15 protein-coding genes and 1 other RNA gene are annotated in these 16,498 nt (G+C 61.3%); 8 read left to right on the forward strand and 8 right to left on the reverse strand.

What is annotated here, in order from left to right:
* Positions 1-43: 43 nt before the first annotated feature.
* Both HMPREF3039_RS00755 and HMPREF3039_RS00760 read right to left on the reverse strand, forming a co-directional pair.
* Positions 44-487: a DciA family protein gene (locus HMPREF3039_RS00755; protein WP_231863809.1), complete on the reverse strand. Its 444-nt coding sequence runs from the start codon at positions 485-487 to the stop codon at positions 44-46.
* Positions 488-587: 100 nt separating this feature from the next.
* Positions 588-821, reverse strand: a complete 234-nt coding sequence (locus HMPREF3039_RS00760) for a ferredoxin (RefSeq protein ID WP_067570353.1) — start codon at positions 819-821, stop codon at positions 588-590.
* Between the two features lie 151 nt (positions 822-972).
* On the opposite strand from HMPREF3039_RS00760, the gene lnt reads away from it, so the two are divergent.
* Positions 973-2,868: an apolipoprotein N-acyltransferase gene (gene lnt / locus HMPREF3039_RS00765; protein WP_067570351.1), complete on the forward strand. Its 1,896-nt coding sequence runs from the start codon at positions 973-975 to the stop codon at positions 2,866-2,868.
* On the opposite strand, the gene HMPREF3039_RS00770 is transcribed toward lnt, so the two are convergent.
* Together HMPREF3039_RS00770 and HMPREF3039_RS00775 are read right to left on the reverse strand one after the other, a co-directional pair.
* The gene (locus HMPREF3039_RS00770; protein ID WP_067570349.1) at positions 2,835-3,587 is read right to left on the reverse strand and encodes a phosphodiester glycosidase family protein; all 753 of its coding nucleotides are present in this window, start codon (positions 3,585-3,587) and stop codon (positions 2,835-2,837) included. The genes lnt and HMPREF3039_RS00770 overlap by 34 nt on opposite strands.
* Positions 3,588-3,595: 8 nt before the next feature.
* On the reverse strand, positions 3,596-4,507 hold the full coding sequence (locus HMPREF3039_RS00775) for a nucleotidyltransferase family protein (RefSeq protein ID WP_067570347.1): 912 nt from the start codon (positions 4,505-4,507) through the stop codon (positions 3,596-3,598).
* A 144-nt stretch (positions 4,508-4,651) separates the two neighbouring features.
* On the opposite strand from HMPREF3039_RS00775, the gene HMPREF3039_RS00780 reads away from it, so the two are divergent.
* Positions 4,652-5,968: a bifunctional UDP-3-O-[3-hydroxymyristoyl] N-acetylglucosamine deacetylase/3-hydroxyacyl-ACP dehydratase gene (locus HMPREF3039_RS00780; RefSeq protein ID WP_067570345.1), complete on the forward strand. Its 1,317-nt coding sequence runs from the start codon at positions 4,652-4,654 to the stop codon at positions 5,966-5,968.
* A gap of 81 nt (positions 5,969-6,049) precedes the next feature.
* Here the strand turns inward: HMPREF3039_RS00780 and HMPREF3039_RS00785 are convergent, their stop codons facing one another.
* The 4 genes from HMPREF3039_RS00785 to aroA form a co-directional block, all read right to left on the reverse strand.
* Entirely contained in the window at positions 6,050-7,003 is a 954-nt protein-coding gene (locus HMPREF3039_RS00785) for a PfkB family carbohydrate kinase (RefSeq protein WP_067570343.1), read from the reverse strand.
* Between the two features lie 124 nt (positions 7,004-7,127).
* Positions 7,128-8,288: an iron-containing alcohol dehydrogenase gene (locus HMPREF3039_RS00790; RefSeq protein ID WP_067570411.1), complete on the reverse strand. Its 1,161-nt coding sequence runs from the start codon at positions 8,286-8,288 to the stop codon at positions 7,128-7,130.
* Positions 8,289-8,389: 101 nt separating this feature from the next.
* Entirely contained in the window at positions 8,390-9,673 is a 1,284-nt protein-coding gene (locus tag HMPREF3039_RS00795; RefSeq protein ID WP_067570341.1) for a hypothetical protein, read from the reverse strand.
* Positions 9,674-9,954: 281 nt separating this feature from the next.
* Complete coding sequence (aroA, locus tag HMPREF3039_RS00800) at positions 9,955-11,265, reverse strand: 3-phosphoshikimate 1-carboxyvinyltransferase (protein ID WP_067570339.1); 1,311 nt, start codon at positions 11,263-11,265, stop codon at positions 9,955-9,957.
* A 665-nt stretch (positions 11,266-11,930) separates the two neighbouring features.
* Here aroA and rnpB point away from each other — a divergent pair.
* From rnpB to HMPREF3039_RS14555, 6 genes are all read left to right on the forward strand, one after another.
* Positions 11,931-12,344, forward strand: an RNA gene (gene rnpB / locus HMPREF3039_RS00805) — RNase P RNA component class A.
* Positions 12,345-12,484: 140 nt separating this feature from the next.
* Positions 12,485-13,762, forward strand: a complete 1,278-nt coding sequence (gene murA / locus HMPREF3039_RS00810; protein ID WP_067570337.1) for a UDP-N-acetylglucosamine 1-carboxyvinyltransferase — start codon at positions 12,485-12,487, stop codon at positions 13,760-13,762.
* Between the two features lie 82 nt (positions 13,763-13,844).
* The gene (locus tag HMPREF3039_RS00815) at positions 13,845-14,114 is read left to right on the forward strand and encodes an HU family DNA-binding protein (RefSeq protein ID WP_067570335.1); all 270 of its coding nucleotides are present in this window, start codon (positions 13,845-13,847) and stop codon (positions 14,112-14,114) included.
* 131 nt (positions 14,115-14,245) lie between these two features.
* Entirely contained in the window at positions 14,246-15,331 is a 1,086-nt protein-coding gene (gene aroC / locus HMPREF3039_RS00820; protein WP_067570333.1) for a chorismate synthase, read from the forward strand.
* 31 nt (positions 15,332-15,362) lie between these two features.
* Positions 15,363-16,259 (forward strand): hypothetical protein, encoded by an 897-nt coding sequence (locus HMPREF3039_RS00825; protein WP_067570331.1) that lies wholly within the window; start codon positions 15,363-15,365, stop codon positions 16,257-16,259.
* Between the two features lie 98 nt (positions 16,260-16,357).
* On the forward strand, positions 16,358-16,498 hold a 141-nt coding region (locus tag HMPREF3039_RS14555; protein ID WP_156473583.1), incomplete at its 3' end, for a tetratricopeptide repeat protein.

Here is a 16,498-nt window from a genome sequence, read left to right on the forward strand (position 1 = left end):
AGCTGATCTCAACCTTTGCGGGCAAGCGGCGGGAAGGCGCAATTCAGCCTATCCGTATGTTGATGGAATGGACGGCGTCCTGCCCGAATTGTTCCTTCAATTTCCCCAGAAGGGCTCCCTGCCACTGCTGGAGATGGTAGCGCATGGCGGGCTGAATGACCTGGACGGTCGCCACGCCCTTGACCAGGGATATCAGGCAGGCCTGCTTCCCCAGGAACGGTCCCGCCGCGGCCATCCACCCCTTCCGGAGAAGTTCGGGGTCCATGCCTTCTTCATCCAGGGGCAGTTTGGAGAGGATGGCCCCCAGCAGGGATTCCGCCGTGTGGACATTGCGCGTTTCACTGAACACCGGAACGGCCTGGAACCAGTCCGCAAGGGCCTGCCGCACCTCCTGTTCGTCCCGGGAAAGGTATTCGTACCGGGTGGGGGAGGCATGGGGGTCGGGACGGTCCCTGTCGGGAACGTAGGCTGACCAGGGCGGAATCATCACGGGGAAGGGCGGAAGGAAAAAAGAGGGCCGGTTAAAGAAAAACGCCCGGAGCATGTCTGTTCACAAGCCCGGGCGCTGTAAGGTGGCAAGAAGATGGTTATTCGCCGTCGTCGCCGATGGCTTCCACAGGGCAGCCTTCCAGGGCTTCCACGCAGGCTTCCAGTTCGGTTTCATTGTCCGGCTGCTTCTTGACGTAGGATACGCCTTCGTCTTCGTCGCGGCCAAAGTTTTCCGGAGCGGTTTCGCGGCAAAGGTCGCAGTCGATGCAGGAACTGTCCACGTAAAACTTGCCGGGGACGTTTAATGGTGTCTTTTCGTCTATATCTGCCATATGTATGGATGGGTTGTATGAACTGGGCTAACTATTTCCGCATTTGACTGAATTTTGCAATCTTTTTTGTTGCAGGAATGAGTCAGCATGAGGAAGAATGCCGGAGCGCCTTTTCCGCTGAAAAGGCTTTGTTTTTTTTCCTTATTCCACGATGCACGCCGTTCCACAATCCACCCCGCGCGCCCTCCCCCTGTGGGCCGCCTTCCTGCTGTCCGCCCTTTCCGGGGCGCTTATGGCCTGTTCCTTTATTCCGGTGGACTGGAGCGGCTGCGTCTGGATAGCGCTTCTGCCCCTGCTGACGGCCCTGTGGTACGGCCCCCGGCGCGAAGGGAAGCGCGGCGCCCTGGCGTATTTCCTGTATGGGTGGACGTGCGGAGTCGTGTTTTTCGGCATTTCCCTGTGGTGGATCAATGAGGTGAGCACGCTCGGCTACATTCCGCTGATTCTTTTTTACGGGGGCCTGTTTCCCGGCATCTGGGGCCTGGTGATGGGAACCCGGTTCCGTCCGGCACGGCTCCCGCTGCCTGACGCGCAGCTTCCGCCCGCGGAACGCAGGCGCGCCTGGAAGGAGTGGGCCATGCGCGACATGGCGCCCAGCGCCGCGGCAGCGCTGGCGGGGGCCTCCCTGTGGGTGTGCCTGGAATGGCTGCGGGGCTGGCTGATCCCGGGCTTCAACTGGAACAACCTGGGGGTGGCCCTGTACGGGAATCCCCTGGCCCAATGGGCGGAATACTTCGGCGTGACGGCCCTGGCCTTCATCCCCTCCGTGTTTTCCATCTGGCTGTGGCGCGTCTGCCGCCGTGCGGGAACCATGGTGATGCATGAAGGCAGAAGGTCCGTGCCGTGGGATTTCTTCATGCTGGTGGCGGTTCTGCTGGGCATGTTCGTCATCGGCGTGCAGTGGACGGCGCGCTACGCTCCTCTTTCCGACGTTTCCACCGGAAACGGGGCTTTCACGGTTCCCGTCATGACCGTCCAGCTGAACCTGAGCCAGAAGGAAAAATGGGACGCGGGCAACAGGGAAAACATTTACCGGGAACTGCTGGCGACGACGGAGCAGGGGATGCTGGAGCTTCAGGAAAAAGCGCTGGAACGGTCCGCCCGGGAAGGGACGGAGACCTCCCTGGAAATGCCCGCCTGGGTGATCTGGCCGGAGAGTTCCTTCCCCATCTCCACGTTTTACCGGGATTCCACGGGAGAAAGGTTTCCGGGGCAGGACAACGTCAATTTCCTGAGCGCGGAGGAAGAGTACGTCCAGGCCATTCGCGACAGGGTCTGCGATTTCATCCTGCTGACGGGCACGGACGATATCTACCTTTCCGACGAAGGCCGCGTGGCGCGCGCCTACAACTGCCTGACCGTGTTTGAAGGGGACTATTCCACGGCTGTTCCTTTCGCCAAGGCCGTCCTGGTTCCCTTCGGGGAATACATTCCCATGCGGGAGACGTTCCCGTTCCTGGAAAAAGCTTTTGAGGCTTCCGCCGGAACGGCCATGGGGATGAATTACACGCCGGGCACTTCCTCCGATCCCGTCCCGGTGCCCATCCGCCCCGGAAGTTCCGTGAAGGTGGGGGTGATTCCGCTGGTCTGCTTTGAAGACGTGGTGGGAAGCTGGGTGCGCCGCTTTGTGCGGCCGGAGCCCCAGGTACTGGTGAACGTGACCAATGACGGATGGTTCAACCGCTCCTGGGCGAACGAACAGCATTGGCGCAACGCGGCCTTCCGGTGCATGGAGCTGCGCCGTTCCATGGTCCGGGCGGCCAATACGGGAGTCAGCGTGGCCCTGGCCCCCAACGGGGCCGTAATCGCGGATTTGCGGGATGCCTCCGGCTCCCCCTTCACCAGGGGCGTGATGACCGCCACGCTTCCCGCCGGCTGCACGGAGGTGACCCTGTACGCCATGCTGGGGGACTGGGCCGTTCCGGCCTGTTTCCTGCTTTTCCTGGCCCTGCTGGTGCGCAGGATTCTGGCGGCCGGGCGCGGAGCGGGAAAGGAAGGCGTGCGCGACGGCGTTTACCGTCCGGACAGGGGAGCCACCCCCAGATAATTCCTGACCTGCTTGAAGGAGGGGTAGGAGATGCCGGACTCATGGCACCAGAAGGCGGAGGAGGAGCCTCCGTCCAGGTTCAGCGCCGTCTTTACCTTGAAGTCGCCCAGAGCGCCCGGAATGGACAGCCATGCCGCCAGTTCCTCCAGCGTCAGTGAGGAAGAAACGCCGATGCACCACCGTTTGCCGCCGTCCGTGGCAATGAAGGTGCGGTAGGTGGATTTTTCCGCGTTCAGGCCTTTGACGGCCGTTCCGTTTTCCACCAGAAAGGGGCCGCCCTGGATGGCGGCCTGCATGGTGGGGAGGCTTTTCATCCGTTTAAGAACGGAGCTGCGCACCAGTTCCAGGCCGTTTTTGCCTCCGGAGTAAACGACTCCGGACACGGCAAAGGAGCCGGAGGCCAGCGGGAAAAGGCGTTTGCCGTCCTGGACGACCAGCCCCAGGGGAGTTCCCGCCGCATCCGCGCCGAAGAAGCCGCCGTTCACCCCGGCTACGCACGGGCTTCTGCGCATGGCCTTGTCCAGAGAGCCGTAGCGGGGAGTTTTCACGCTGCCTTCGTCGCGCACCAGCAAGCGGTGCGTGTCCGACCGGAAAAAGTACACGTTCAGCTTGTCCTTCATGGAGAGGAAGCCGTCCTTCTTCGTAAAGACGCGGTGTTCCGCGTGGACAAGGCCGGAAACGCACAGGAGCAGGGCAAGGAGACGGAAAATGTTCATCATGGGAGCAATCAGCGGGAAAGATAAAAAATGCGGCGTTCCGCGCGGGTTCCCGCGGGAACCCGGGCACCGGGCCAGACGATGCAGCCGTTCAGACGGCAGTTTTCCTCCACAACGGCGCCGGGGCCGACCACGCAGGCGGCGTCCACGGAAGACCCGGAGGAGATTTCCGCTTCCGGATGGATGCGCGGAACGGGGGAGGGAAAGTCCAGGTGGGCCTGAAGGTAGGATTCCGGCGTTCCCATATCCATCCACAGGCCGTCGTCCGCCAGAATTCCGTGCAGGCGGCCTTCCCGGATGTAGTCCAGGAAGACGGGAATGATGGAAACGGCCTCGTCCGCGGGAATGCGTCCGAACACTTCCGGCTCCATGCAGTACGCTCCGGTGAACTGGCAGGTTCCCGGATCCCGTCCCAGCGCGTGCCTCATATCTGTCACCAGGCCGGAAGAGGCGTCAAACCCCACGTTCCGCTTGTCTCCGTCCGTCCGGAGCGCCAGGGTAACGGCAGGGCGGCGTTCCATGTGGGCGGCTATCACGCGGCGCAGGTCGAAGGTGGCGGCGGTGTCCCCGTTCATCACCAGAAGCGGTTCGTCCGCAGCGGCCCAGGGTTCTATTTTCTTGACGCCGCCGCCGGAATCCAGCAGCACGGCCTCATGGCTGAAATGCACGGGACAGCCGTTCCAGGAGCGTTCCGGAAAAACCCTGTCCCACGCGTCCGCCAGATGGTGGGTGTTGATGATGAATTCACGGATGCCGCATTCGTGGCAGCGGCGCATCGCGTGCAGGACGAGCGGTTCATGAAAGAAGGGAATCAGCGGCTTGGGCAGTATGCCGGTCAGGGGCCGCAGGCGGGTGCCCAGCCCGGCGCCGAGGATGAACGCGCGGGATATGCCGCAAGTGCCGGAACCGTCCGTAATGTGCATGTGTCATGACTAATGGGAGAGAGGGGCTTTTTCAAGCGTCCTTTTTCCGCCCTTTTTCCGATGACACGCTGGAAAGCTTGAATTTGCAGGAAAATCGGTGATTTCGTGCTTTTCAAACAGGGTCTCATTCACTAGCATTCCCGCATGGCATGTGGAAACCAAAGAACTGTCGGCTCTCCGGCCTCCCTGGCCGGAACCTCTCTGCATACGGGACAGCCCGTCACCCTGACCCTGAAGCCGGCCGCCGCCGACTTCGGCATCAAGTTCCGCCGCGTGGATTTGCCTGACCAGCCCTTCATCAATGCGGACGTGGAAAAAGTGCAGACCGTCGAACGGGCCACCAGCCTGGCGGAAGGTTCCGTAAAGGTGCATACCGTGGAGCATATCCTTTCCGCCCTGACGGGCATGGGCATTGACAATGCCGTCATTGAGATGGATGCCAACGAACCTCCCATCGGCGACGGCTCCTCCGCTCCCTACGTGGAGTTGATCAAAAGCGCCGGTATTGTGGAACTGGACGCTCCGCGCCGCTATCTGGAAGTGCGGGAGGCCGTGACCATTGAAACCCGGGGCGGCTCCATCCTGACCATTCTTCCCTCCAAGCAGTTCCGCGTTTCCGTCACCTGCGTGGGGCCGGAAAACCGCATTACGCAGTATTTTGACGCCGTCATCACGCCGGAGACTTATGAAAAGGAACTGGCCCCCGCACGCACCTTCACGTTTTACGAGGACATCAAGCCCCTGCTGGAAAAAGGGCTGATCAAGGGCGGCAGCCTGGAAAACGCCGTGGTCATCCGCGGGGAGGAGCTCATGAGCAAGGAGCCCATGCGCTTTATCAACGAATTCGCCCGGCACAAGGCCATGGACCTCATCGGGGACCTGTCCCTGTGCGGCAAGCCCATCCTGGGCCACGTGATCGCCATCAAGCCGGGGCACGGCCCGAATACGGAACTCACCGCCAAACTCAAGAAGGAGCACAAGCGCAATCTTCAGCTTATGCCCAACCCCGTCAACGTGCCGTACGGAGACGCCGTGCTGGACATCAATGAAGTGATGAGCCTGCTGCCCCACCGCTATCCCTTCCTGATGGTGGACCGCATTGTGGGCTTTGAGGGGGAAACCAAGTGCCGCGGCCTGAAAAACCTCACCATGAACGAGCTCTTCTTCCAGGGCCACTTCCCGGGCCATCCGGTCATGCCGGGCGTGCTCCAGGTGGAAGCCATGGCGCAGGTGGCCTCCATCGTCATGCTGCGCCAGCCCGGAAACGCCAGCAAGATCGGCTACTTCATGAGTGCGGACAAGGTGAAGTTCCGCCATCCCGTCGTTCCCGGAGATTGCCTGATCATTGAGGCGGAACTTGTCAAGATGCGCGGCAACATCGGGCAGGCCATCGGCCGCTGCCTGGTCAACGGCCAGGTGGTTTCCGAAGCCGAGCTCAAATTCGGCCTTCAGGACATGTAACCGGTCTTTTCCTGCGAATTGATTTCATTTCAACAGCCCCGGCGCGCCTGCCCACGCCGGGGTTTTTCATGGCCGGAAACATTAAACCCATGAATTGCATGCGGCAGGCATGCTGCACATTTCCGTGTATTCCGCCAGGCGTCTGCGGAACGTTTCTGGAGTCATGGAAAGCAGGGCGTCCGCGGAAAAGGATTCGCACGTGAAGGAGGCGGCTACCGTGCCGTACACAATGCCGCGCTTCACGTCCTCGAAGGAGGGCAGGCCCTCCGGCAGGGTGGACAGGTAGCCCGCCAGCGCGCCCAGGAACGTGTCCCCGGCCCCGGTGGGGTCCACCAGCGTTTTCAGGGGGTAGGCCGGGCAGCGGAAAATCCTGGTCCGGCCGTCCTCCCCGCGGCCGATGAGGGTGGCGCCGTATTCGCCCTGCTTCACGACGGCGTAGGAGGCTCCCCTGGAAAGCAGGAATTCCCCGGCTTCCAGAACGGTGGAGGCTCCGGCGTATTCCTTGGCCTCGTCCTCGTTCATCATCGTGATATGGGAGCGGGAGATGACGGCGTCCAGCAGTTCCGGCTGGCGCCGCAGCCATTTGTCCATGGAGTCGGAAAGCACGAGGGAGGCGTCCGGGCACTGTTCCATGCACTTGAGCTGCTGGGCGGGAACCATGCAGCAGCACACCAGCACGGGGTGGCCGCGCAAGGCGTCCGGCACGTTCACCTGCCAGTCCAGCATCACGGAATCGTTGGCGCAGACCGTCCTGCGCTTGTTCATGTTGTCGAAGTACTCCCCGGTCCAGGCAAAGGAAGGTCCCTTTTTGCGCTCCACCCCGTCCATGCACAGCCCTTTGGCGGCCAAGGCATCCTCGTAATGAACGGGAAAATCCTCCCCGACGATGCTGACGGCATCCACCCGGTCCGCAAAGAGCAGGGCCGCTACGGCGGCGAAGGAGACGGAACCGCCCAGCACCCCTTCCGCCCGTCCACGGGGGGTGATGATGGTGTCAATGCCGATGGTTCCGGTGACGAGGAGGGGAAGGGACATGGAGGAAAAAAGAGGGTTTGACGGAAATAAAAGAGCCGTCCGCAGGGGAAGCGGACGGCCCGGATACTTGCATATTATCCTGAAGCAAGTCAATCACAAGGAAGCGGCGGCGGAATTTCCGCGCTTACGAATAGGACTTTTCCAGGATGCTCACGACGTCCGCCGTGGTGAACTTGCAGCGGTCCAGCTCAAACAGCCCTCCCATGGTGGAAAAGGCGGTTCCGGCGTATTCCTCGAACAAGTCCGGAGTGATGCCGAAGTCGGACATTTTCAGCTTGTCCACGCCGCAGGCTTCCTTGAGCTTGTTGAGGCCGTTCAGGAAACCGTCCACGGAGGGTTCCATGCCCATGGCCGCGGCGACTCTGGCGTACCGTTCCGGACAGCTGGGGGCGTAGGCTTCATGGTAGGCCCAGGAGATCATGATCAGGCCCGCTCCGTGGGGCAGGGAAGGATGGTAGGCGCTCAGGGCGTGCTCGATGGAATGTTCCGAGGTGCAGCAGGAGATGGTTTCCACAAAGCCGGAATAGGTATTGGCCAGCGCGACATAGGCCCGCGCTTCCAGGTCCTGCCCGTCGTCCACGGCGCGGGGAAGGTATTTGGCGATGTATTCGATGGCCTGGAGGGCGAACATGTCGCTCATGGGGGAGGCCACCTTCGCCATGTATCCCTCCACGGCGTGGAACAGGGCGTCAAAGCCCTGGTAGGCGGTCAATTTGGGAGGAACGGACAGCATGAGTTCCGGGTCCACGATGGACATGGTGGGGAAGGTTCCCCGGTAGCCGAAGCCGATTTTTTCCTGCGTGTCCTCCTTGGTGATGACGGTCCAGGGGTCCGCTTCCGTCCCCGTGCCCGCCGTGGTGGTGATGCAGACGATGGGCAGGGGCTGGTTGGGAATTTCAAGCCCCAGGCCGGAGCCTCCCTGGATGTAGTCCCAGTACGTTCCCGGATTGGCGGCCATCACGGCGATGCTCTTGGCGGAGTCCATGCTGCTGCCCCCGCCAAGGCCGACTACGAAGTCGCAGCCCGTTTCCTTCGCCAGGGCGGCGGCCTCCATCACGTGTTCCACCACGGGATTCGGCTGCACTTTGTCGAAGACGACGCTTTCCACGCCCTGCCGTTTCAGCAGGGACTGCACGCGGTCCAGATAGCCGAGACGCCTGACGGACGTTCCGCCGATGACGACCAGGGCCTTGGAGCCGGGAAGGGGAGCCGTGCCAAGCTGGTCCAGACATCCCGCGCCAAAGAAGATCTGGGCGGGCATGAAAAATTGAAATGGCTGATACATGGCTCCCATAGTAAAACGGCGGCGCCGGACGTCAAGAATGCTCTGCGCATTCCGTGTACGCCGGTGCCGCCGCAGGACGGTATTTCCGGGATGAAGACGGTTCAGGCGTCTTCAAAAAAGTCGTCGCTCTTGGCGGGGTCCGGTTTGGGAGGCTTGGGAACGTCCGTGCCGATGGCGCCCGGATCGTCCATCTCCCGGCTCGTCGTTATCGTGGTGGAAGGAGTCCGCCGAACGGGAGGACGGGGGGCGGCGGGGCGCGGTGCCGCGGAGGGAGAGTCCGATGCGGCCATTTCATCCTCGACGCCGGGCATCATTTTCCGCATGCTCTGGATGAGCTTGTCCCGGAGGGTTCTGATGCCCTGTTCCCGGCGGACGGGGTCCGCCGTGTTCTTGATCAGCACCATCATGTTCCGGGTGGCGTTCGCCTGGTCGCCGAGTTCAAAGCAGTCCAGTTCGCAGCGCCAGCGCAGGCGGTCGAGCTGGGATAAATCCCGTTCGTCGAATTCTTCTTCCGAGGCGGAGGCGATGCGGCCCTGCATCCCGGATTTTTTACCGGAGGAAATGGCGTGGCTCACCTTGCCGAGGAGCGTTTCCATGGCGATCCGTCTGTTCCACGCCGTTCTCAATGCAGCCAGATTCCGGGTTTTCCGGTAGCCGGCGAAGAAGAGCTTTTCAAAAATTTCATCCCGGTTTTTCATGGAGTCCGGAAATGCCCGGGACGACATGCTGGCGATGCCGAGAGCTTCGCCCACTTCCGTGCCCAGCACGGACTGTTCCGCAATGCGCGCGCCGGCCCGGCCCCCGCCTCCGCCATTGTTATTCTTGGATGAAGAGGAAGGGTCCACGAAGTCGGGATCGGAACAGGCGGAAATGTAGGCGTTCAGCAAATCCATGGCCGGCTTCTGGAATTCCGTAACGTCCAGAATTTCTTCTTCCACGCTGCCTGTGGAAGTGGCCTTCATCATGTTCTCCTTCAGGCGGGCCTTGAGGACGAGAACGCCCCACTGATATTGAAGCATCAGCCCCTTGCGGGAGTTTTTGTCCTGGTATTTCTTGGCTTCGCGGTCCATCCAGTCCTTCAGGGCGTTGGATGCGTTCTTGGCGCTTTTGCCCTGCTGGCGGTCCTTTTCCTTTTCCGCCTCCATCAGAAGCTTCTTGGACTGGATCAGCAAATCGTAGGCGGCATTGGGGTCCCGGCCTGCGGAGGAGAGCCTGCTGATAGCCGCATTGATTACTTTGGTTTCTGCGGATCTGTTCAGCGCCAGAAGGTTATCCAAATCCTTGATGACCTTCTTCTTGGCATCGTTGTCCATAACCTGCTGGGCAGAACAGAGGGAGCCGATGCCGAGGCCGCCAATGAGACAAAGAGAGACAAAAGTGTTCATATGCTTTTTTTATTATGGCGAATGAAAAGTGATCTGGCAAGAGAGAACTCGGCTTGAAACCCGGTGAAGAAGGGAAACGCCGTTCCTTTTCATGGAGGAATAAGGAAAGTTCTTAACAACAGATTTACAAGCTCACTTTCCAGGGAAAGGGCGTTGGAGAGCGGAATGGGAAAGCAGGAAGGAGGGCCGGAGTTCCTTGATCCGGCTATCCTCCCACGGTGAGATGGATGGTCAGAGGCGGCAAACGGTGAAGGGAAACTCCCATGAACGTTTTCCGCCGTTTATGGGAGGAATTGGCTCAAATCCCGGTCAAATCCGGGGTAGGACGTATTAATGCATCCGGCATCCGTCAGGACGGTTTCTCCGCTGGCGCTGAATCCCGCCACCAGGAAGCTCATGGCGATCCGGTGGTCTCCGTAGCTGGGCAGTTCCGCGCCTTTCAAAGCCGTGCCGCCGCGGACGATCATTCCGTCGTCAAATTCTTCAACGGTCGCGCCCATGGCCCGGAGGTTGGCCGCCGTGGTGGCGATCCGGTCCGTCTCCTTCACCCGCAATTCACGGGCGTTGCGGACGACAAGGTCGCCGTCCGACAAGGCTCCCGCTACGGCGAGAATGGGAATTTCATCGATCAGGTTGGGGATTTCCTCCGGCAGAAGTGCGGTACCGTGGAGGGAATCGGCGCCGTAGATGGTGATGTCTCCGTAGGGTTCCCCGGCATCTTCCGGAGAGGTTTTCACAATGTCCATGTGTGCGCCCATGCGCTGCAGGGCGCTGATGACGGCGCAGCGGGTTTCGTTGAGGCCCACCTGGCGGAGCGTCAGCCGGGAGCCGGGGCGGGTGGCGGCGGCAACCATCCAGAAGGCGGCGGAAGAAATGTCCGCCGGAACCGTCAGGTCGTGGGCGCGGGGAAGGGCGGGGCCTTCCGTGCTGACAGCCAGGCCGTCCACGGAGCAGGGAACGCCGAAATGGCGGAACAGGCGTTCCGTGTGGTCGCGCGTAACGGCGGGCTGGATGACGGTGGTGGTTCCCCCGGCAAACATGCCGGCCAGCAGGATGGCGCTTTTCACCTGGGCGCTGGCCATGGGAAGGATGTAGGAGATGGGACGGACGTGTCCCGCGTGGATGAACAGCGGAGCGCACCCGGGTTTGCTTCCGCGGGCCTCAATCCGTGCCCCCATCTGTTCCAGGGGGCTCATGATGCGGCCCATGGGGCGGGAACTCAGGGAGGCGTCCCCGAACATCTCGGAATCAAAGGGGCAGGCGGCCAGCATGCCGGCCAGCAGTCTCATGCCCGTGCCGGAATTCCCGCAGTCAATGGGACGGGAGGGAGAATGGGGCCGCATGGCCACGCCCGTGATGCGGAAGCGCACGGGGCCGCAGCCTTCCCGGTTTTCCAGCACTTCCACCCGCGCTCCCAGTTGTTCCATGGCGCGCAGGGTGTTCAAACAGTCCTCGCTGCACAGGAAGTTGTCCACTTCCGTCACTCCGTCCGCCAGGCCGCCCAGAATGGCGGCGCGGTGGGAGATGCTCTTGTCTCCGGGTACGGTCAGTACCCCTTGCAGGGAAGGAATGGAACGGGAGTGAAGATTCATGAGCTTTTGTGTCCCGGAAGAACTACCCTGTATCGGCCTCCGAATCAAGCCAATTAGAAGGGCCGGAAGAGCGGAGCGGAATGGTGGGAGAGGAAGAAAAGCCCTCCCTGTGGCGGAAACCGTGCCGGAAGCCCGGCTGGGCCGCGATTCTTCCGGAGGAAAGGGGATGCGGACCAGAATGGGGATTGATTTTCCGCGGCGGGGAAGTATATTGCCGGCGTTATCGGCAGAGTCTGCCTGAAAGGAAGGAGAGAGCTTTTCAGGAGCAACAGACGAAGCTGGTTTTCATAGGTAGTAAGTTGGAGCGGTCACGGGAGGCATCCTGTGGCCGCTTTTTCCGTCCGTTTCACAGGGATTCCGGCCATTCCGCCCCAGCAGGAGAGGAAGGTGAGTCTGAAAGGGGCTGGTGAAGAACGCTCTCCCTCCATGTTCTGCCGGGAGATGGGGACGTCCGCACACTTTCCGGACATGCGGGAATACGGGAGTTCCGGCCTTTCCGATGGAAGAGGGAAACGATTTACGGGAGGGCCGTCCGGATGGAATTTCCCGGAAACGGGATGGAGCGGAGAAAGGGCGCCAGGCCCGGAAAGGCCGGCGCCGAAAAATGCCCCGGTTTTTTCTTTGGGCTTTACCGGGCCTTCCCGAAAGCGTATGTAGTCCGTGCCGATCAGGTCCGGGTGGTCGCTGTTCCGGTTTTCGGACCGGGATAGAGGAAAGTCCGGACATCACAAGGCAGCGTGTCCCGTGAAAGCGGGAGACGGGAACCTCCCAAGGGTTCCCGGACGGAAAGTGCCACAGAAAACAAACCGCCCGGACGGGGTTTCCCCGTTCAGGCAAGGGTGAAAAGGGGAGGTAAGAGCTCACCGCTCCAAGGGCGACCAAGGAGGCATGGTAAACCCCGCGCGATGCAAGACAAACAGGGGAAGGGTAGCCTGCCCGCCGGATCCCCGGGTATTAGTCGCATCCGTTCCGTAAAACGAATGGGCGCGCGGGATGCCCAAGCATTCCGCGTGAGAAAAATGACCACACAGCCGGCATCCGCCGGCGGACAAAATCTGGCTTACAGGACCTGATCGGCCCTGATGTTTTTTTCATCGTCCGTTCCGGCGCGGTTTTCCCCGGAACAAAAACATCCGGGGAATTTGTCCGCTTCCGTGGCCTGTTTGGGATTGCAAGGACGCCTCAAATGTGTAGAATCCGTCACCTAATTGCCACCACTATGGAGAAGCTTGTTGTACACGGAGGATTTACGCTCAGGGGAGCCGTCAATATCAGCGGTTCCAAAAACGCTTCCCTGCCCATTCTGGCTGCCTCCCTGCTGACGGATGAACCCGTGGTGGTGCGCCGCGTGCCGGACGTTTCTGACACCAATTTCATGGTGCAGATCATGGGCCAGTTGGGAGCGTCCGTGGAGCGTTCCAGCGGCAACGTGCGCGTGGAGGCCAAGAACCTGCACTCGGAAGCCGCCTACGAGCAGGTGCGCAAAATGCGCGCTTCCATCTGTCTTCTGGGGCCGCTGATGGCTCGCATGCAGCGGTGCGTGATTCCCCTGCCGGGCGGCTGCGTGATCGGCGACCGTCCCGTGGACCTTCACATCCGGGCCATTCAGGCCCTGGGCGCGACTGTCCAGATAGAACGCGGGAACCTGATTATTGAAGCGCCCCGCGGCCTGAAAGGGGCCACGGTGGATTTGAACGGCGACCACGGCCCCACCGTCCTGGGGACGGACAACCTGATGATGGCCGCCGTGCTGGCGGAAGGCACCACCGTCATTGAATCCGCCGCGGCGGAACCGGAAGTGGTTGACCTGGCCAATTTTCTGATCAAGATGGGAGCCAATATCCAGGGCGCCGGAACGCGCCGGATCGTCATTGAGGGGGTGGAAAAGCTCCGGGGCTGCAACCACACCGTCATTCCGGACCGGATCGAGGCCGGAACTTTCATGGTGGCGGCCGCCATGATGGGAGACGGCGTGACGCTGAGGCGCGTGTGCGAGGAGCACATGTCCGTCATTACCGGCCTGCTCCGCCAATGCGGGCACCATGTGGAGTTTAACGAACGCGGGGACACCGTCACCATCATTGCCGGAAAGATGCCGAAAAGCGGCGAAATCAAGACGGCCCCCTATCCCGGCTACCCCACGGACATGCAGGCGCAGATGACGGCCCTGTTTGCCACCACACCCGGCATTTCCGTCGTGAAAGATACTATTTTTCCGCAGCGCTTCATGCACTGCTCCGAACTGAAGCGCATGGGCGCCAACATCAAGGTGGACAACGGCACGGCAGTCATCTCCGGCGTGGACTCCCTGAGCGGCGCGCCCGTGATGGCGTCCGACCTGCGGGCGTCCGCCGCTCTGGTACTGGCGGCCCTGAAGGCGGAGGGCACCACGGAGATCCACCGCCTGTACCACATTGACCGCGGCTACGAGATGATTGACGAAAAGCTACTGGCCATCGGGGCCGCCGTGGAAAGACTGCCTGATGACGGTGATTAAAGGGCCGATTTGGCCCCGTTTTGTCCGTATTACGCATTTTTTCTTTACTGTCAGATATCCATGTGCTATTCACCGAAGTCCTATGAACAAGGCTCAACTGATCGAATTGATTCAAAAGAAGCTGGGTGCCGATACGACCAAGAAGCACGCTGAAGAAGCTCTGGCCGCTGTGCTGGAATCCATCAAGGAAGGCGTGCAGTCCGCCGGCAAGGTGCAGATCATCGGTTTCGGTACGTTTGCTACCAAGACCCGCGAAGCCCGCACCGGCCGCAACCCGAAGACCGGCAAGGCCATCGCCATCCCCGCTTCCAAGACGGTCGCTTTCAAGGCCTCTTCCAACATGAAGGGCTAAGACGGCTGCTGCCCGTAACAGGGAGCTTTCTTCTTTCAGCACTCCGGCCAGCGCTGGCCGGGGTGTTTTTTATGTCCCGCGGCGGCGGACGGCGGCTTGACCGGACGGACGGCGGCGTCTAGAATGCCGCCATGTCCAGCAATTTTGGCCAGGTGTTCCGTATATCCACGTGGGGAGAGTCCCATGGAGCCGGGGTGGGTGTGGTGATAGACGGCTGTCCGTCGCTCGTTCCGGTGACAGAGGAGGATATCCAGCGGGAACTGGACCGGCGCAGGCCGGGCCAGAGCGACATCGTGACCCCGCGCAAGGAGGAGGACCGCGCGGAAATCCTTTCCGGCGTGCTGGATGGCAGGACGCTGGGCACGCCCATTGCCATCAGCGTGCGCAACAAGGACCACCGTTCTTCCGCCTACGACGAGATGGCGCATACCTACCGCCCGTCCCATGCGGACTACACGTACGATGCCAAATACGGCATCCGCGCCTGGGCCGGAGGGGGGCGCGCCTCCGCCCGGGAAACCATCGGCCGCGTAGCCGCCGGAGCCGTGGCGAAGGCCGTGCTGAAGCAGGCGTTTCCCGATATGGAAATCATCGCCTGGGTGGACCAGGTGCACCGGGTGAAGGCCTCCGTGGACTGGGCGGCCGTAACCGCCGCCGCGGTAGAGGGCAACATCGTCCGCACGGCTGATCCCGCCGTGGCGGAAGCCATGATCTCCGCGATCAAGGAAGCGCGGGACGCGGGCAACTCCCTGGGCGGAGTGGTCAAGTGCACGGTGCGCGGCTGCCCTCCCGGACTGGGGGACCCCGTTTTCGACAAGCTGGACGCCACGCTGGCCCACGCCATGATGAGCATTCCCGCCACCAAGGCGTTCTCCGTGGGCTCCGGATTCGACGCCGCGGAAATGACCGGGCTGGAGCACAACGACCCCTTCTGCATGCAGGACGGCCGCGTCCGGACAACAACCAACCATTCCGGCGGCATCCAGGGCGGCATCTCCAACGGGGAGGACATTCTGATGTGCATCGGCTTCAAGCCGACCGCCACGCTGATGATCGACCAGCAGACGGTGAACCGGGCCGGCGAGGACACGCGCCTCAAGGGCAGGGGACGCCATGACGCCTGCGTGCTGCCGCGCGCCGTCCCCATTGTGGAGGCCATGGCATGGCTCTGCCTGTGCGACCACTACCTGCGCCAGCGCTGCCAGCGGGCACTGTAAAGGCGCGGCCGATTTTTTTTCCGGATATCTCATGGATTCCTCCCTCACATTCTATCTGGTTCTGGGCGCTCTGCTGGCCGGCTTCATCGTGCTCGGCATGCTGAAGGGGATGATCAAGATGCTCCTGTTCGGCGCGGCGGTGCTCTCCGCCGTGGCGGCGTATTTCTGGCTGTCCAAATACGGGTTCACGTACCTTTCCTTCATCACCAGCGATCCGCGGGAGTGGATGGTTTCCGTGCTGTCCATCGGAGGGGCGCTGGCCGTCTTCTTTGTCTTCATGCATGGCCTCTTCTGGTTCAGCGACGTATTCTCCTGGGGCCGCCGGATGGGGTTCGGCGGGGCCAAGGGAGTGGTCACCACCCTGCTGATGGCCGCCGTGGTTTGCTGGGTGGGCGTCATGTGCATCTTTTATTACGGTTCCATGGCGGAAATGACCCGCGCCCGGGAACTGGCCCTGTACCACATGGACCCAACCCGCGCCATCTCGCTGCCCACCATTTACACCGTCAAGAAGGCCGTCACGGACAATCCCCATCTGGCGTGGCTGGTGAAGGTCTCTCCGGAACACGACCCGGAACGGCTCTCCCTGGCCAAGATGATCGCCTACCTGGTGACGCTCAGCCCGGAGCTCTCCGACCAGCGCCGCACCCAGCTTGACTGCTACATGCCCCGTTCCCGAATCACCAGCCGCGTGCTGAGCCTCAAAAGCCTGAGCGAAGACCCGGCGATCCGCCTGCTGGTGGAAAAAGGAGACATGCAGGGGCTTTACAACGACGTGAAGCTTACCCGCTTTCTGGAAGACCAGGACGTGCGCACCGTCCTGTCCCAATTGGACGTGGACCGGGTGCTGGGCTTCGTCACCGATACCCGCCAGCCTGCGCCCGCAGGGAATGAATACATTCCCGAAGCCACGCCGATTGAGGAGTAAGCAGTTCTTTTCCACGCTAAATTGTTTTCATCCCCATTATCGGCTTTTCAAAGGTTTTCTCGTTGGTTAGAATTGGATATATTCAAGATTGATTTGGCATGGACGAAGAAAAGCTGAAGAAGGAATTGGAAAAATGGGAGCGCAAGATTGCTCTTGATCCTGAAAATGCCATGGCTTATTTCCAAAGAGGAAATGTTTTGGACGATCTTGGAAGGAAGGAGGAAGCGCTGGAGAGTTAC

This window comes from Akkermansia sp. KLE1798 (genome assembly GCF_001580195.1).
GTDB lineage: Bacteria > Verrucomicrobiota > Verrucomicrobiia > Verrucomicrobiales > Akkermansiaceae > Akkermansia > Akkermansia biwaensis.

Coding starts and splice junctions, on each gene's coding strand:
- HMPREF3039_RS00755 (WP_231863809.1), bottom strand. CDS start 487: ATGATTCCGCCCTGGTCAGCCTACGTTCCCGACAGGGACCGTCCCGAC.
- HMPREF3039_RS00760 (WP_067570353.1), bottom strand. CDS start 821: ATGGCAGATATAGACGAAAAGACACCATTAAACGTCCCCGGCAAGTTT.
- lnt (WP_067570351.1), top strand. CDS start 973: ATGCACGCCGTTCCACAATCCACCCCGCGCGCCCTCCCCCTGTGGGCC.
- HMPREF3039_RS00770 (WP_067570349.1), bottom strand. CDS start 3,587: ATGATGAACATTTTCCGTCTCCTTGCCCTGCTCCTGTGCGTTTCCGGC.
- HMPREF3039_RS00775 (WP_067570347.1), bottom strand. CDS start 4,507: ATGCACATTACGGACGGTTCCGGCACTTGCGGCATATCCCGCGCGTTC.
- HMPREF3039_RS00780 (WP_067570345.1), top strand. CDS start 4,652: ATGGCATGTGGAAACCAAAGAACTGTCGGCTCTCCGGCCTCCCTGGCC.
- HMPREF3039_RS00785 (WP_067570343.1), bottom strand. CDS start 7,003: ATGTCCCTTCCCCTCCTCGTCACCGGAACCATCGGCATTGACACCATC.
- HMPREF3039_RS00790 (WP_067570411.1), bottom strand. CDS start 8,288: ATGTATCAGCCATTTCAATTTTTCATGCCCGCCCAGATCTTCTTTGGC.
- HMPREF3039_RS00795 (WP_067570341.1), bottom strand. CDS start 9,673: ATGAACACTTTTGTCTCTCTTTGTCTCATTGGCGGCCTCGGCATCGGC.
- aroA (WP_067570339.1), bottom strand. CDS start 11,265: ATGAATCTTCACTCCCGTTCCATTCCTTCCCTGCAAGGGGTACTGACC.
- murA (WP_067570337.1), top strand. CDS start 12,485: ATGGAGAAGCTTGTTGTACACGGAGGATTTACGCTCAGGGGAGCCGTC.
- HMPREF3039_RS00815 (WP_067570335.1), top strand. CDS start 13,845: ATGAACAAGGCTCAACTGATCGAATTGATTCAAAAGAAGCTGGGTGCC.
- aroC (WP_067570333.1), top strand. CDS start 14,246: ATGTCCAGCAATTTTGGCCAGGTGTTCCGTATATCCACGTGGGGAGAG.
- HMPREF3039_RS00825 (WP_067570331.1), top strand. CDS start 15,363: ATGGATTCCTCCCTCACATTCTATCTGGTTCTGGGCGCTCTGCTGGCC.